This is a genomic window from Acinetobacter sp. 226-1 (assembly GCF_030329325.1).
Taxonomy (GTDB): Bacteria; Pseudomonadota; Gammaproteobacteria; order Pseudomonadales; family Moraxellaceae; genus Acinetobacter; species Acinetobacter sichuanensis.
In genome coordinates this window covers 19494-34402 of the sequence record NZ_JACANU010000011.1, presented here as the reverse complement: position 1 = coordinate 34402, position 14909 = coordinate 19494, and the positions used below count along the sequence as shown (strand labels likewise).

Below are 14909 nucleotides of genomic sequence, written 5' to 3'. Positions count from 1 at the left end.
TCAGGAAAATCATCATGAATTTACAAAATCCTAAAAAATTTAAAATGTTGATTGATCAAGCACATGAAACTGCATTGAACGTCTTACGCCCTCTTTCTCGCAAATATGATAAAGCAGAACATGCCTATCCAAAAGAGTTAGATATGCTCGCATCTTTACTTGATGGCATGAATGATGGCGGTGATGGTTTAAATGCAGGTGCAGCCATCAATAAACGTGGTGATCAGGACAATAGCAATAAAAATGGTACCAATATGTCCACTGCTCTAGGCATTATTGAAATGTGCTATGGCGATACAGGTTTATTATTATCTATGCCACGTCAAGGTTTAGGCAATTCTGCGATTGCGGCTGTTGCTAACGATGAACAACTTGAACGCTTTAAAGGGACTTGGGCAGCGATGGCGATCACAGAACCAGGCTGTGGCTCTGACTCTGCTGCCATTCGTACAACTGCAACCAAAGATGGTGATGACTATATTTTAAATGGTGAAAAGATTTTTGTGACTTCTGGTGAACGTGCAGATTCTGTCGTTGTTTGGGCAACTTTAGACAAAAAGCTCGGTCGTGCTGCAATTAAGTCTTTTGTTGTACCGAAAGGAACAGCAGGTATGAAAGTTGAACGCCTTGAACACAAACTGGGTATCAAAGCCTCTGACACAGCAGCCATTAGCTTCATTGACTGTCGTGTTCCTGCGACGAACTTACTGGGTAATGCTGAAATTGATGTTGCCAAAGGTTTTGCTGGGGTGATGGAAACTTTTGATAATACGCGCCCTCTCGTTGCCGCAATGGCAATTGGTTGTGCAAAAGCTTCTTTAGAACGTATAAAAGAAATATTTCAAGATCAACTTGATGCTGACTATACGACCCCTTATTTACAATCTTCTAATATTGCAGCACAAATTTATCGCATGGAAGCTGAATGGGAAGCAGCTCGTTTGCTGATGCTTAAAGCAGCATGGATGGCAGACAATAAAAAACCAAATTCACGTGAAGCTTCTATCGCAAAAGCAAAAGCTGGACGTATAGGCAATGAAATCACCTTAAAATGTGTCGAACTTGCTGCAAGTGTGGGTTATAACGAAGATGAACTTTTAGAAAAATGGGCACGTGATTCTAAAATTTTAGATATTTTTGAAGGCACACAGCAAATTCAACAATTGATTATTGCTCGTCGTGAACTTGGAAAATCATCAAGTGAATTGAAATAGTTCTTTTGAACTGACCTTTATAGTGTAAAAAGGTGGATTTATACGAGAGATCGTATTATAAAAATCCATCTTTTTATTTTATTTATCTCATAAAATTATGTACTCATTACGCAAAATACAACCTCAAGATAATGCTCAACTCGCTCAAATTATACGTGAAGTTTCCAAAGAGTTTGGTTTAGCTCCCGAATCAGGTTTTGCTGTTGCAGATCCAGTGTTAGATCAGCTTTTTGCAGTTTATTCTGCTGCAAACAGTCAATACTGGGTCATTGAAAATGAATCTGGGCAGATTTTTGGAGGTGGTGGTTTAGCACCTTTAAAAGGTGATGAATCTATCTTAGAAATCCAAAAAATGTATTTTCTCCCTGAAGTACGTGGTTTTGGTTTTGCTAAAAAAATCTTAGAACACGCTTTTTCTTTTACACAACAACAAGGTTTTTATGCGTGTTATTTAGAAACCACAAAACAACTACATCAAGCAGTCCAACTCTACGAAAAATTAGGTTTTCAACATTTACCTACACCGAAAGGAAATACTGGACACAGTCATGCTTGTGAAATTTGGATGTTAAAAACATTTTGATTATTTTAAATATAAAAAAACCGAACAACTGAATTCGGTTTTTTCTCATTCAAATAAATTTAAACATCATTAAACTTAAACATCATGATGTAGATATTTTGGCTGTTTTGGTAATTGCATACTACAAAATAAACAGATAATAAGCATGACAACCACATAAACAAAAAATGTATTTTCATGCCCTAAATCTTTAAACTTCAATGCAACTGCGGGCGCTGAACCACCAAAAATAGCATTTCCGACAGCATAAGCAAAACCCACACCTAAAGCACGAATATGCGATGGAAACATTTCAGCTTTGACTAAGCCACTGATTGACGTATAAAAACTCAGTAATAACATTAAAAAAATCAGCAATAATGTCACCATAACAGGTGAACCACTAAAACTTGGCATTAAGATCACCATGACAGGATAGATAAATACCGCACAACTCACGCTAAAAATCATCATGGAAGCACGTCGTCCTATACGGTCTGCCAACATGCCAAAAAATGGCTGAGCACACATAAAGACAAACAATGCAATGGTCATCATATAACCAACAATTCTGTCCTCAAAACCAAGACTCGTAATATAAGTTTTTGAATAAACTGTAATTACATAAAAACTTAAAGAGCCTGCCGAAGTATAGCCAACCACCAATAAGAAGGTTCTTAAATTATTTTTCAACAATTCTGCTAATGTACCAGAACCCTCTCTTTGACTGTCATCTTTCGACAATGTCTCTTTTAAATGACGACGAGCAAAAAAAGATAAAATCGCAACCACACCACCAATTACAAAAGGAATACGCCAACCACCGTTCATAAGTTCTTCTTTGGTCATTAATGCCAACATAATGACACCCAATAAACTTGCCAATAATTGCCCACCTGCTAAAGTGACATATTGAAAAGAAGAATAAAAACCACGTTGCCCTTTCAGTGCAACTTCACTCATATAAGTAGCAACTGTGCCATATTCGCCACCTACAGATAAACCTTGCAACAGACGTACAGCCAACAATAAAAATGGCGCTGCCATACCCACTTGGTCATAACTTGGTAAACACGCAAATAAAAATGAACTAATCGCCATTAAGGTGATGGAAATGACCATGGATTTTTTACGCCCATATTTATCTCCAATGCGACCAAACAACCAACTTCCTATAGGACGCATAAAAAAACTGGCAGCAAAGACACCCCAGACATAGATTGCTTTTGCAGAATCGCTCATGTCTGGTGCAGTTAAAGCATGGGTAAAATAAACAGCAAATGCGGCATAGATATAAAAATCAAACCATTCAACGAGATTACCTGATGCCGCCCCCACAATCGACATAACACGATTTCGTTTTTCATGGGGATGGTAAACATGTGTATCACTCATAGGATTTCCTTATTTTGCATATAGATGTCTTCTATACGGTATGGATAAAATGTAGCCCTGTATTTGAGTTTTGACTGTCTTATTTCTGATGTTGTGTGACTTGATATTTCTTAAGCTACAAATCGAGTTTCAATAAACCAATGATCTAAAAATAATTCACGTTTACAGTCAAACGTGTACGATGAGATGCAGTACTGTATTGCCGATTTTTTAAGAAATACTTTTGATTTAGGAGTCGTTAAAAAGCGTGTAAAAACTTAAGGTTTTATTGATAAGTACCTCCTATAAATTTTATATTTTTCATTTATAAATATTGTGTGTCATTCCATTTTCAAGCTACACATTACACCTTTTTATTTAAAATCAAAGTGTTAAAACAAAAAATAACACTTTGATTTAGCTTAAAAATATAGCTTTATATAAATTATTTTAAGAATCCTGAAACTAGATTTAGAACATTTTGAATATCATTATTGGCTTCATTATGATCAGTTTGACCTGCTTGTGGTGTCAGTGAATCAATAATTTCAGGCAATACAGAAGAAATTGCACTATATACATCTTGTGTAGGTACTTGTGCTTGTTGTGCAACCTGTTCTACATCATTTTGATCAAATAAATTTTGTACTTGCTGTTGGTTTACACTTGCATTTGCACCTTCACCCGTCGAAACCCAATCGTCAACTTGGCTCGTTAAACCTTGTCCTTTAAGCTGATCTAAAGCACCTTGTAAACCACCATTTTTTTGAATCCATGCCAATACCAATGGTACAACTGCAATCAATAAAGATTGTGCATTAAAACCACTCTGCTGAGTTTGTGGCGCTTGTTGCTGCCCACCTGTTAACCCACCTAAAACTGAACCTAGAACGCCTCCTAAGCCGCTTTGTTGAGACTGCTGTTGTTGCTGTCCACCTAAACTGCCAAGTACTGAACCTAAAATCCCACCAAGTCCCCCTTGTTGAGATTGCTGCTGTCCACCACCTAATGCTTGTTTCGCTAAAATTTCTACAATATTGCTTAAATTAGTCATCATTTTTCCTAATTACTATTATGAAGTCTAATTTAGAATACTGTGCTTTTGGTGAATTGCCAAAAAACAATTGTTATGTTTTTGCAAGATTTTTAGAATGACTTTCTGCATGGCATGGATTGCCATTTTCATTTTTTAATCATGATGGTTTTAAAGATAAAATGATTGGATTTAGAATATTAAGATTAAAACTAAGTTGAAAATGATGACCAAATACAAAAGTTCAGGTTTCATATTTGATCATACTTTTATAATTTTTTTAAATTACCAACGAAATTTATTCCAGTTTTCAGGATTTGCCCAAAACTTAGAATTAAACCAGTCTGGTACATGTTTATAAGTCAAAATATTAAATTGCCACAACGCGAAGTCATTTTCATGAGCAGTTTTATCAATCAGCTGAGTAAAACCTAAAGCTCTTAATAATTGTTCATCTTTAAGTTTACAAGCAACAACGATGCGCTTTGCTAACAAATCACGTAACTTCACTAATAATTGTGATTTATGTTGATCTGATACATCTAGCATTTGATCTGTATCAAAGAATACAAAACCTAAATCATATCGCTGTGTAAAAGGCAGATTTAAAAAATCAGATACGTTAAAATACGTCCATTGAATTGAATGATTTGTATTGTATTGCGCTAAATTTTGCCCAATACACACTGCAGTTTGAATAGGCTGTTCATGCGATAAATCGTCTAGCATAGAAGTAATGACATTTTGCTGAGCCATAACTGCACCTTTATTGAAGTGAGTAACGAAACATGGAACTACAAGGCATTTGTCATAAAATGCATGCAGGTCTTAAAGACCTTAGTGTAACTGATCAGCAAACACATAAGGCAAATGTTGAATATAAATTTATATTAGATCGTACAGAAATTGATCTCCCTTTTGTTTTAGGGCAAGAGATCGAAATCGAAGCAACAGGTAATATTTACTGTGTTTCTTGTGGATCTAAAACGCCGAAGTCTTATTCTCAAGGGCATTGCTTTAAATGCATGAAGACTAAGGCATCTTGTGATATGTGTATCATGAAGCCAGAAACTTGTCATTATCACTTGGGAACATGCCGTGAAGACAGTTTTGCCCATGACGTTTGTTTTCAGCCACACATTGTTTATTTAGCCAATTCGAGTGCCTTAAAAGTTGGAATCACCCGTCTTGGGCAAATGCCAACACGCTGGCTCGATCAAGGTGCGACTCAAGCCTTACCGATTATGAAAGTAGGTTCACGTCGTCTTTCTGGTCAGCTTGAAGTGATGTTTGGGACTCAGGTGGCAGATAAAACGGATTGGCGCAAGTTACTCAAAGGTGAAGCTGATCCAATTAATCTGATAGAAATTAAAAATGAATTGATTGAAGAATTTGCACCAAAAATTCAAACTATTCGTGATGAATTTGCACAAAACCTTGAATTTAATGAAGGCATTGAATTGTTGGACAATGAGTTACCACGTGAATTTGTCTATCCTGTAGATCTATATCCTGAAAAGATTAAGTCACATAATCTGGATAAAACTCCGATTATCCGCGGCAAGCTTCAAGGCATTAAAGGTCAATATCTGATTATGGATACAGGTGTGATTAATATTCGTAAATACACGGGTTATGAAATCAGTATTCGTGTTTAAAAATTCTAACCAACAGAAAAAATGGACTGTAATGTCCATTTTTTATGTTTAATCAAATTGAATCATTGAATAGCATCAGAAATCTGAATTTTACATTGCCAAGATACGCTGTCATAACGACTTCCACCGCGCCCATGATGCAACTCAATCGCTGTCTGACCTGATTTTAAAGCGGTAAATATAAAAGATTTTGTACCACCGACTCCAACCATATTAGGTTTAGCATAATCTGATACATAGGACTGCTCTACTTTTAACAAAGTATCATCAAAGGAAGTCAGTGCCCAATAATAGCCTGTAGTCACATTTTCTGCGGCATTAAACCTGAATGTTTGCCCGACTTTTAACTGTACTGGATTTTCACATTTCTGTTGATTTGTATATACAAAATCTGCTTGTGGTTTTTTCTGTCCTAATAACGAGGTTTGGCATCCTGTTAAAATCATCACACTACTCATTAAAGATAAAATTACTTTTTTCGTCATGCTCTATATATCTATTTAAATCAATGCTATACCTAAGCAGCTTCATGATTTGCTTAGGCTTTTCAAACATAGCAGTATAACAACATTTAAATAAAAACCTCAATAAAATATGATCTAAATCAGTTGTTTACCATAATGTTTTATCATTAATCTTAGAGCAAGCGTAAAACCGCCTGCACAGGATCTTCACTATTATCAGATAAAAGCTGTTTATGCATGGTAATCAACTGCATTGCCTGAATCTGCGCTGTTTCCTGATTCATTAATTTTTCAATTTCAGCCGCCAAATTTTCAGGTGTCGCATCAGATTGGATTAATTCCTGAATCACTTTTTTTCCTGCAATAATATTTGGCAATGAATAATACTGAATTTTTACCATTAATTTAGCAATTACATAAGTCAACCAATTTAACTTATAAAACGTCACCATAGGACGATGTAAAAGTAAAGCTTCCAAAGTTGCTGTACCTGAAGCCAATGCAACAATATTGGCGGCATTCATGACTTGTCGACCTATTTTGGATTCTTTATCTTTATTTTCAAGTAAATGAATTTGATCTATAAGTGATTTTGGATAGCTTTTTAACAGTTCTTCAATTTGTTGCTTACGTAAATCATTGATGGCAGGAATCACAAATTGATATTCTGGATATTTAGCATGAATGATTTTTGCCGCATCTAAAACCAAAGGACCTAAGCGCTCGATTTCACCACGACGGCTACCAGGTAGTAACGCAATATGTTTTTGGCTCAGGTCTAAACCAAGCTCTTGCTTTGCGTCTAAAATTGGATTTTGTAAAGGCAATTCACTCGCTAAAGGATGACCAACAAAAGCCGCAGGGACATCAAATTTCTTAAAAAATGTTTTTTCAAATGGAAATAGACATAACACCAAATCGATGCTCGCTTTAATACCATAAACACGACTTTGTCGCCATGCCCATACCGAAGGACTGACATACTGAACCGTTTTAATCGGTAGATTTTTTTGCTTTAAACTTTTTGAAAGACGTAAATTAAAGTCTGGCGCATCGACGCCAATAAAAATATCAACAGGGTTTTCACTCCATTTTTCTACTAATCCATCACGTACAGCAAATAATTTTTTAATATCTTTTAAAACTTCAACAATGCCCATCACAGACAAAATATCCATTGGATAATAACTATTAAAGCCTTCTGCAATCATTTGAGGACCGCCAATCCCCTCAAATTCAACCTCGATGCCTTGCTCACGAAAACTACGAATAAGCTTAGCCCCAAGCGTATCGCCTGATACCTCACCCACCACGATTCCAATTTTAAGTTTTCGATTTTGCAAGATAAAATCCTTATTGAAATAAAATATAAAGCCAATCACGTTTTATATTAGCAAATTTAACAAGTGTGATTGAACAGAATTCTAATATTGTTGATTAATCTCATAGTTCGTTTTTACTTTAGCATTTTTTAGAATAAGTAAATCAATAATCAAGACAACGACTTATATTAAAAAGTCATAAGATATGCCAGTTTTTTGATATTTGGCAATTCAGTCATGGTTGGTCCTGTTGAGTTTATTTTAGCTGGCGTACTCGTTGGTTTTTGTGTTGGTATTACTGGTGTGGGTGGTGGCTCATTAATGACCCCTATTCTTATTAGTCTATTTAGAATTGAACCTCACATTGCCATTGGAACAGACTTGCTTTATGCCGCAATTTCAAAATTTTGTGGTTCTTTGGTGCATGCAAAAAAACTCAATATCGTCTGGCCCATTGTTTTATGGTTAGCACTTGGTAGTATTCCTGCATCATTTGTTACACATTGGGTTTTAGATAACTATCTAAGTAACTCTACACATTATAAAACAGTGTTAACAATGGTTTTGGGCTTTATGCTCACACTTACTGGGCTTTCAATTATGTTTAGAGCACAGATTGAGCGCTTTTTTGACAAAATACGTGTAGAAAAAAAAGGGAATTTATCAGAGCAAGCTTTTAATATCGAAGGTAAAAAGCTCTATGTGATCATCATGGGAGTTGTACTGGGTGTCTTTGTCACCTTGTCATCTGTAGGTGCAGGCGCATTTGGCATTATGGCATTAATTTTAATGTTTCCAAATCTACCCATGATCCGAATTATTGGTTCTGACGTTGTACATGCAGTGTTATTAACGTCCGTTGCAGGCTTTGCACATATGACTTCGGGAAATGTCGACTTCCATTTACTTGGATGGTTACTAGTGGGTTCAATTCCAGCGATTATTGTGGGTACACTGATCAGTTCTCGTATGCCTGAAAAACTCATTCGTAAAATTTTAGGAATCACCTTATTTGCGCTTGGTGTCAACTTTATTATCAATCCTGTAAAAAGCAAACCTGTAGAAAAACCACAAACTGCGATGTTGATTCAGATTGACCAACGATATCAAGTTTAATATTATCCACTTATACATAACTAATAATTATGTATTGATGCTAAAGTTTTAATGATTTATTTGAACAAAACTTGAATCAATTCATGTTATATTCAAATTACTAAAAATACTTTTTGTATGATCTAATACCCAGTGACGGCAATGAATACACAACAGTCTAATCCTATTACTCAATCAGATATTGATGATGTGAATGTCCAAAGCATTCAAACACTTGTTACTCCAGCAGAATTAAAAGCAGAATTACCATTAACAGCAACTGCTTATCAAACTGTACTTCATGGTCGTGAAACTGTTCGCAATATTTTAGATGGCAATGATAAACGTCTATTTGTCGTCATTGGTCCATGTTCAATTCATGATACAAAAGCAGCTCATGAATATGCTGATCGCTTAAAAGTACTGAGTGAAAAAGTCAAAGATACACTCTATATCATTATGCGAGTTTATTTTGAAAAACCACGTACAACTGTAGGTTGGAAAGGTCTAATTAACGACCCTGATATGAATGATTCATTCAATATTGAAAAAGGTTTACGCCTAGGTCGTCAGCTTTTAGTTGAGCTCAATGAAAAAGGTTTGCCTTGTGCAACTGAAGCACTTGACCCAAACTCACCACAATATTATCAAGACCTGATTTCTTGGTCTGCAATTGGTGCTCGTACCACTGAAAGCCAAACCCACCGTGAAATGTCATCTGGTCTATCTTCACCAGTTGGCTTTAAAAATGGTACAGATGGCGGCTTAACCGTTGCAACCAATGCAATGCAATCTGTAAAACATGGGCATAGTTTCTTAGGTTTAAATAACGAAGGACAAGTTTCTGTTATTCGCACCAAAGGTAACCCTTATGCACACGTGGTATTACGTGGTGGTAATGGTAAACCAAACTATGATGCTGGTTCTGTTGCGGAAGCTGAAAATGCGCTTGCTAAAGCAAAAGTGAGCAACAAAATCATGATTGATGCCAGTCATGCTAACTCAAATAAAGACCCATACTTACAGCCTTTGGTATTGAAAAATATCACAGAGCAAATTTTAGATGGTAATAAGTCAATTGTAGGTATTATGGTTGAAAGTCATCTTAAAGGTGGACGTCAAGATATTCCTGCAAATCTATGTGACCTTGAATACGGTAAATCTGTCACAGACGGTTGTATTGACTGGGAAACGACAGAAAAAACCTTACTTGAAATGGATGCGGCTTTAAAAGAAATATTGCCAAATCGTTAATTAATCTAAAAACGTCATCTACATAGATGGCGTTTTTTGTTTATGATGTCATTATATTTTTTTGTATACCTGTAAGAATGCTATGAACGAACTTGAACAAGAACTCAGTCAAATCGCAGACTTTCAGTTTGTCCATGAACACCTACTCACTTCAGGACAACCTACTGCTGAACAGTTGAAACAGATTAAAGAATACGGTGTTGATACAATTATTAATCTGGCATTTACAGATGCAAATCCACATCTCGAACATGAAGATAAAATTTGTGCTGAACTTGGGTTAAATTATATTCAAATTCCGATCTCTTGGGATACGCCAGCCGATGATCAATGCTTATTTGTTTTAGACATGATTGCGCATCTTGTACAAGAAAAAATGGTTTGGGTACATTGTGCTAAAAATATGCGTGTCAGCAGTTTAATTTATTTATATCGTCAATATTTTATGGATATGGACATGCCTACAGCTCAAGAGTTAATGCATGAAATTTGGGAACCCAATGAAACTTGGACAGGATTAATTCATGCTGTCAGCTTACAATTGCAAGGTCGTAAATCGACTTTGGATTTGCAACATTCTTTGATGAATGCTGACCATTTTGCTTAATGAATTTCATCTCAAAAATTTACAATGACCATCCAACTGATGCAATCGGTTGGATTGGTGGTTGTCCTCCAGCAATTCTGACCGACAAATTATCTACCTTTGAAGATTATCGCTTCTATTTAACCGTTCAGAAAAAAGAAAATCCTGAAAAATATTTAAGTATCTTTGTACATCACGATTTTAATACTCGTATTGATCAGCAAATTTTCCCCGATATTGCTATTGAAGTTTTTGAACATGATGCCTCACCTGAAGGAAATGCCGTTGCTTTCCGCCTTCCTGATCTATGTAAAAGCTATTTAAGCCCTTTTCAACATGTCCATCAGTCCAAATTTAACTTTATTACTTATTCAGAACAGCCAAAATTAATCCAAGATACTGCTTGTTATTTTGAGCATCTCCAACAAGATTATCAGTTTTATTTGCAAATCGATGAAGATTATTATTTAGATTCAACATTACAAGGTTCATATATTTTTGCTTATGGCGCATTATATTTATTTCAACATAAACACACGCATCAAATCATTGCGGGTTTTTGGCAACATTAATCTGCACATTTTGCTGAAATAAAGCATCAATCTCTATTTCAGCAATTTTTAACATTATTTACTGTGATGACTAATCAACACTGTTGCAGTCGATAAAATTCCTTCCTGACGACCTGTAAAACCTAACTTTTCAGTCGTCGTTGCTTTAATGCTAATCTGAGTAACATCAACATCCAATACATCTGCAATACTTTGACGCATTGCTAAATTATGTTTTGCTAATTTTGGACGCTCGCATGCCACAGTAATATCAGCATTATTGAGTACATAACCGCGATCTAAAATAAGTTGATACACATGTTTTAAAAGTTTACGGCTATCGGCACCTTTAAACTCTGGATCTGTATCTGGAAAATGCTGACCAATATCTCCTAAGGCTAAAGCACCAAGTAATGCATCACTGAGCGCATGCAAAACAACATCCCCATCAGAATGCGCTTTTAACCCTTGCGTATGCGGAATTTGAATCCCTGCTAAAGTCACAAAATCACCTTCTTCAAAGGCATGCACATCCATTCCTTGCCCAATACGAATCGGTATGATCATTTTCAGTTCCTTTATGCTATGTTTAATTTTTAAAAATCTTGTATTCGTACTTTCGAATTCGCTATAGTACGGATGCAAACATTGTGAAAGTATAAGCGATCATGCTGTTGAATACAGAATTTAATCCTATTCAAAACCTTTTATCTGGTTTTATTTTAAGCTGTGCCCTTACTTCAGTGGCGCACGCTTTGCCTATTGACTGTCAACAGCAAAACACTACTGTCTTAAAGAAAATATGCTCAAGTCAATTTGAAAGTTTACGCACAGAATTAAATGAAAAATATTTAACAGCATACCTTGTCACTGATGCGCCTATTCGCTTACTTTATGATAGTAACCGCCTTTGGTTAAATCGTTTACAACAATGTAAATCAAGTGAATGTTTTCAACAACAATTTGATATTCGTTTAGAAGATTTAAATTTTTATACCTCGATGAATCAAAGTTTAACGCAACATTTTATTAAATATGAACAGGGTGAAATATCCAAACAACCTGTTCACATTCAAGTGCATCAACTCACCAAAGATCGTATTAAAATTGAAGGTTTGGCTTATCGAAACCCAAATAATCACAAAGATAAACAGATTATTTCTTTATTATCTTATACCACGCCTGATAAAAAAAATGAGATTCTAGATAATGAACATGATTGTAAATATCGACTTGATTTTCAAAAAGCTATTTTAACGATTAAAACAGAGCAAAAAGGTTGTGAGCGTTTTAGTGGGGTTTATCGTTTATATGATTGATTATCGCCTGACTTAAACCCCTTGTATTTTTATTTCACCAAACTGAAATATTTGGTATATTTTCTAACAATTTTAGCGCACAAAATAACACCGTATCTTTATTTCTAAATATAAATCACTTATACATAAGGTAATATAAATAGTCTGTTGACATATTTGTTGAAAATACAAAACACCATACAGTCAAGGAAAAGGTGTGTGATGGATTTAAACACATATATCACCAATAAATTTAAGAACTTTAATGAGTTTTTAGAAACCCATTGGCACGACTACCCCAATAGCTATAAAGAAATCCAAACGTTATTATTTTTTCAGTCCTATACTACCAAAGAGCTTTCTGAAAAATTTGAAATTAATATTTATCAATCTTTAAAATATTCCACACTGAAACATTATTTTCAAAAAATAGAAAAATATATCGACACTCCTCCTAAACAACTTTTTCCTGCTTCTTTCCATCGCCCCTATGAACATATTTTAAATGAGTTTAAATATTTAAGTTTTTATCAAGAGCCTTTTGAGTTTCAAAAAAAAATTATACGAATAAAAGAAACTTTTAATAAAATTTCAATCCCAATCCATAGCCATGAAATTTATAGTGAAATTTTAAAGGTTTTAAATCAGAGTTTTGATTTTTTAGCAGATTCAGATGTTTCTATAGAGCATAAAATCAAACTGATTTACCAATGGCAAAATATTCACAATCTTGAAACCGTAGTCGCTTATACATCCTTAGAAAAGATTAAAACGACCTTGCAACATTATCAGCAAAAGCCCCATATTGATTATTATCTCAACTTAATTCATCTTGGAGAAAATCAACGCGTTGAATTTAAGGAACGTACTACAGACTTATTAACTAACCGCAAGTCTGATAAATGGGCAAAAGCTTGTTTTGCCTTTATGAATACACGAAATGGTTATGTATTTATTGGGGTTTCTGATGATTTAAAAATTGTGGGAATAGAACAAGAAATGCAGGATTTTTTTAATAATTCTTTAGACTTGATGAAACGTAGTTTGATTGACAAACTCGCGCATGAAAGTCATAAAATTTCCAATATTTATTCGACACTTGAAGATATTCAAATTCATGGAAAAACCATTTTAGTGTTTAAATGTAATAAAGCCGATCGACCACTTTATTATAAAGGTGAACTTTTTATGCGTACTAATGCTCAAACAACTCGCGTACCACCTGAGTTGATTGAAAGTTTTAGAGAAGCGTTTTATTGTTGAATACTCAGAATATAAATAAATAGAATATCTTTTTTATTTCTACTTATGTTGTGATCAGTAATTGATTTAAATGCCTTTTTACCTCACACACGATATTAAACTAATGTGTGCTGAAATAACGCGAGCTAGGTCGGTTCAACTTAAATTTTATTTGAGTAACAAAGCCGCCTTATTATTAATTTAAAATTACAATATTATTTACTTTATTTATTAAAACATTTAAGCTTTTGAGTTCTAAAACCCAAAAAATTCCAAGATTAGGAATAAAATATAATGAAAAAATACTCACTTACATTGCTCACGTTATCTATATTCATGACAGGTTGTGGGGGTGGAAGTAGCAATGATAGCTCTTCGACTCCAACGACTCCAACGACTCCAACGACTCCAACGACTCCAACGACTATTGTATTTGAAGGTACGGATTCATTTTCTTATTTTTATCAAAATAATGGTGATATTGATATTTCACGTGTTACACGAAGAATTGATAAAGATAAAGTATTTGTAAGTGAAAAAAACATTACAAATCCGAGTGATATTAGGGCTCCTCAAATTAATACTAATGGTTTTCTCACAGAGAATATCTATATTCCACCTTCAGAAAAATCAAGCCTTATAATAGAAGAGTTTGTCGCATTTATAAATAAAATAGAAACAACCAACTGGAATGAAATCTATTATTTACATTATAGCCTTCCTGCTGATACACAAAGAAAACTTGATTTTAAAGTCAAATATTCAATAGATGATTTATCAGGACTTGAACTTACAGAAAATATACTTGGGATCTATGATACCAATCCAAAACTGGATCGACTTTTTAATGCTCATGTGAAATTCCCTGAAGGGGCAAAATATATATGTTCAGATTATGTGAGTACTAATCAAGACTTTTTAACCTTTAGTCCTAATTATTGGGAATCTGACTTCAAAACATCAAATTTTTACACCAATAGCACAACATACCCTCAAGCTAAAATTTATGGCAATTGGTTAAATCATTCTTGGATGTACTTGAATGATACATCCGAGAACTACCGTCCTGCCGCGATAGAATATTCTTACAAGGGAAAAACTGGTGCTGGCGAAGGACGATATCACTTTGCAAATGATGATAGCTTTGAGGAAACCACTATTTTTAGCAAAAATAATCAATGCTATCAGTTTAATAAAATTGCTGCTGACACTATACAAAAAGCTATTGAAACCTACTATAAATAACTTTTAAAACT

At 34.6% G+C, this 14909-nt stretch carries 16 protein-coding genes; 10 read left to right on the top strand and 6 right to left on the bottom strand.

The window, feature by feature from the left end:
• Positions 1-14: 14 nt before the first annotated feature.
• Together HX124_RS14295 and HX124_RS14290 are read left to right on the top strand one after the other, a co-directional pair.
• Positions 15-1214, top strand: a complete 1200-nt coding sequence (locus HX124_RS14295) for an acyl-CoA dehydrogenase family protein (protein WP_286383621.1) — start codon at positions 15-17, stop codon at positions 1212-1214.
• Between the two features lie 97 nt (positions 1215-1311).
• Positions 1312-1797 (top strand): GNAT family N-acetyltransferase, encoded by a 486-nt coding sequence (locus HX124_RS14290; protein WP_286383620.1) that lies wholly within the window; start codon positions 1312-1314, stop codon positions 1795-1797.
• A 75-nt stretch (positions 1798-1872) separates the two neighbouring features.
• On the opposite strand, the gene HX124_RS14285 is transcribed toward HX124_RS14290, so the two are convergent.
• The 3 genes from HX124_RS14285 to HX124_RS14275 all read right to left on the bottom strand — a co-directional run bounded on the left by HX124_RS14285 (position 1873) and on the right by HX124_RS14275 (position 4939).
• Positions 1873-3171, bottom strand: coding sequence for an MFS transporter (locus tag HX124_RS14285; protein ID WP_286376959.1), 1299 nt, complete (start codon positions 3169-3171; stop codon positions 1873-1875).
• A 424-nt stretch (positions 3172-3595) separates the two neighbouring features.
• Positions 3596-4204: a YidB family protein gene (locus HX124_RS14280; RefSeq protein ID WP_286383619.1), complete on the bottom strand. Its 609-nt coding sequence runs from the start codon at positions 4202-4204 to the stop codon at positions 3596-3598.
• A 264-nt stretch (positions 4205-4468) separates the two neighbouring features.
• The gene (locus tag HX124_RS14275) at positions 4469-4939 is read right to left on the bottom strand and encodes a DUF6231 family protein (protein ID WP_107009007.1); all 471 of its coding nucleotides are present in this window, start codon (positions 4937-4939) and stop codon (positions 4469-4471) included.
• Between the two features lie 32 nt (positions 4940-4971).
• Between HX124_RS14275 and HX124_RS14270 the strand changes: the two genes are divergently transcribed.
• Complete coding sequence (locus HX124_RS14270) at positions 4972-5841, top strand: DUF2797 domain-containing protein (RefSeq protein ID WP_286383618.1); 870 nt, start codon at positions 4972-4974, stop codon at positions 5839-5841.
• Between the two features lie 62 nt (positions 5842-5903).
• Here HX124_RS14270 and HX124_RS14265 read toward each other — a convergent pair whose 3' ends face one another.
• Both HX124_RS14265 and lpxB read right to left on the bottom strand, forming a co-directional pair.
• The gene (locus HX124_RS14265) at positions 5904-6326 is read right to left on the bottom strand and encodes a protease inhibitor I42 family protein (RefSeq protein ID WP_286383617.1); all 423 of its coding nucleotides are present in this window, start codon (positions 6324-6326) and stop codon (positions 5904-5906) included.
• Between the two features lie 152 nt (positions 6327-6478).
• Positions 6479-7648 (bottom strand): lipid-A-disaccharide synthase, encoded by a 1170-nt coding sequence (gene lpxB, locus HX124_RS14260; protein ID WP_286383616.1) that lies wholly within the window; start codon positions 7646-7648, stop codon positions 6479-6481.
• A 216-nt stretch (positions 7649-7864) separates the two neighbouring features.
• Here lpxB and HX124_RS14255 point away from each other — a divergent pair, with 216 nt between their 5' ends.
• From HX124_RS14255 to HX124_RS14240, 4 genes are all read left to right on the top strand, one after another.
• On the top strand, positions 7865-8743 hold the full coding sequence (locus HX124_RS14255; RefSeq protein ID WP_286383615.1) for a sulfite exporter TauE/SafE family protein: 879 nt from the start codon (positions 7865-7867) through the stop codon (positions 8741-8743).
• Between the two features lie 141 nt (positions 8744-8884).
• Positions 8885-9976 (top strand): 3-deoxy-7-phosphoheptulonate synthase, encoded by a 1092-nt coding sequence (locus HX124_RS14250; protein WP_286376964.1) that lies wholly within the window; start codon positions 8885-8887, stop codon positions 9974-9976.
• 82 nt (positions 9977-10058) lie between these two features.
• The gene (locus HX124_RS14245) at positions 10059-10583 is read left to right on the top strand and encodes a protein tyrosine phosphatase family protein (protein WP_286383614.1); all 525 of its coding nucleotides are present in this window, start codon (positions 10059-10061) and stop codon (positions 10581-10583) included.
• Positions 10583-11134 (top strand): hypothetical protein, encoded by a 552-nt coding sequence (locus HX124_RS14240; RefSeq protein ID WP_286383613.1) that lies wholly within the window; start codon positions 10583-10585, stop codon positions 11132-11134. The genes HX124_RS14245 and HX124_RS14240 overlap by 1 nt, the downstream gene beginning before the upstream one ends.
• 54 nt (positions 11135-11188) lie before the next feature.
• Here HX124_RS14240 and ispF read toward each other — a convergent pair whose 3' ends face one another.
• On the bottom strand, positions 11189-11680 hold the full coding sequence (gene ispF, locus HX124_RS14235) for a 2-C-methyl-D-erythritol 2,4-cyclodiphosphate synthase (RefSeq protein WP_107009017.1): 492 nt from the start codon (positions 11678-11680) through the stop codon (positions 11189-11191).
• Between the two features lie 101 nt (positions 11681-11781).
• Between ispF and HX124_RS14230 the strand changes: the two genes are divergently transcribed.
• The 3 genes from HX124_RS14230 (at position 11782) to HX124_RS14220 (ending at position 14898) form a co-directional block, all read left to right on the top strand.
• Complete coding sequence (locus HX124_RS14230) at positions 11782-12432, top strand: A1S_1983 family putative colistin resistance protein (protein WP_286383612.1); 651 nt, start codon at positions 11782-11784, stop codon at positions 12430-12432.
• Positions 12433-12633: 201 nt separating this feature from the next.
• A complete protein-coding gene (locus HX124_RS14225) occupies positions 12634-13674 on the top strand; it encodes an AlbA family DNA-binding domain-containing protein (RefSeq protein ID WP_107009019.1) in 1041 nt (346 codons plus the stop codon).
• A 273-nt stretch (positions 13675-13947) separates the two neighbouring features.
• Positions 13948-14898 carry a hypothetical protein gene (locus HX124_RS14220; protein ID WP_286383611.1) on the top strand — a complete coding sequence of 317 codons (951 nt, stop codon included), beginning with the start codon at positions 13948-13950 and terminating at the stop codon, positions 14896-14898.
• Positions 14899-14909 lie beyond the last annotated feature (11 nt).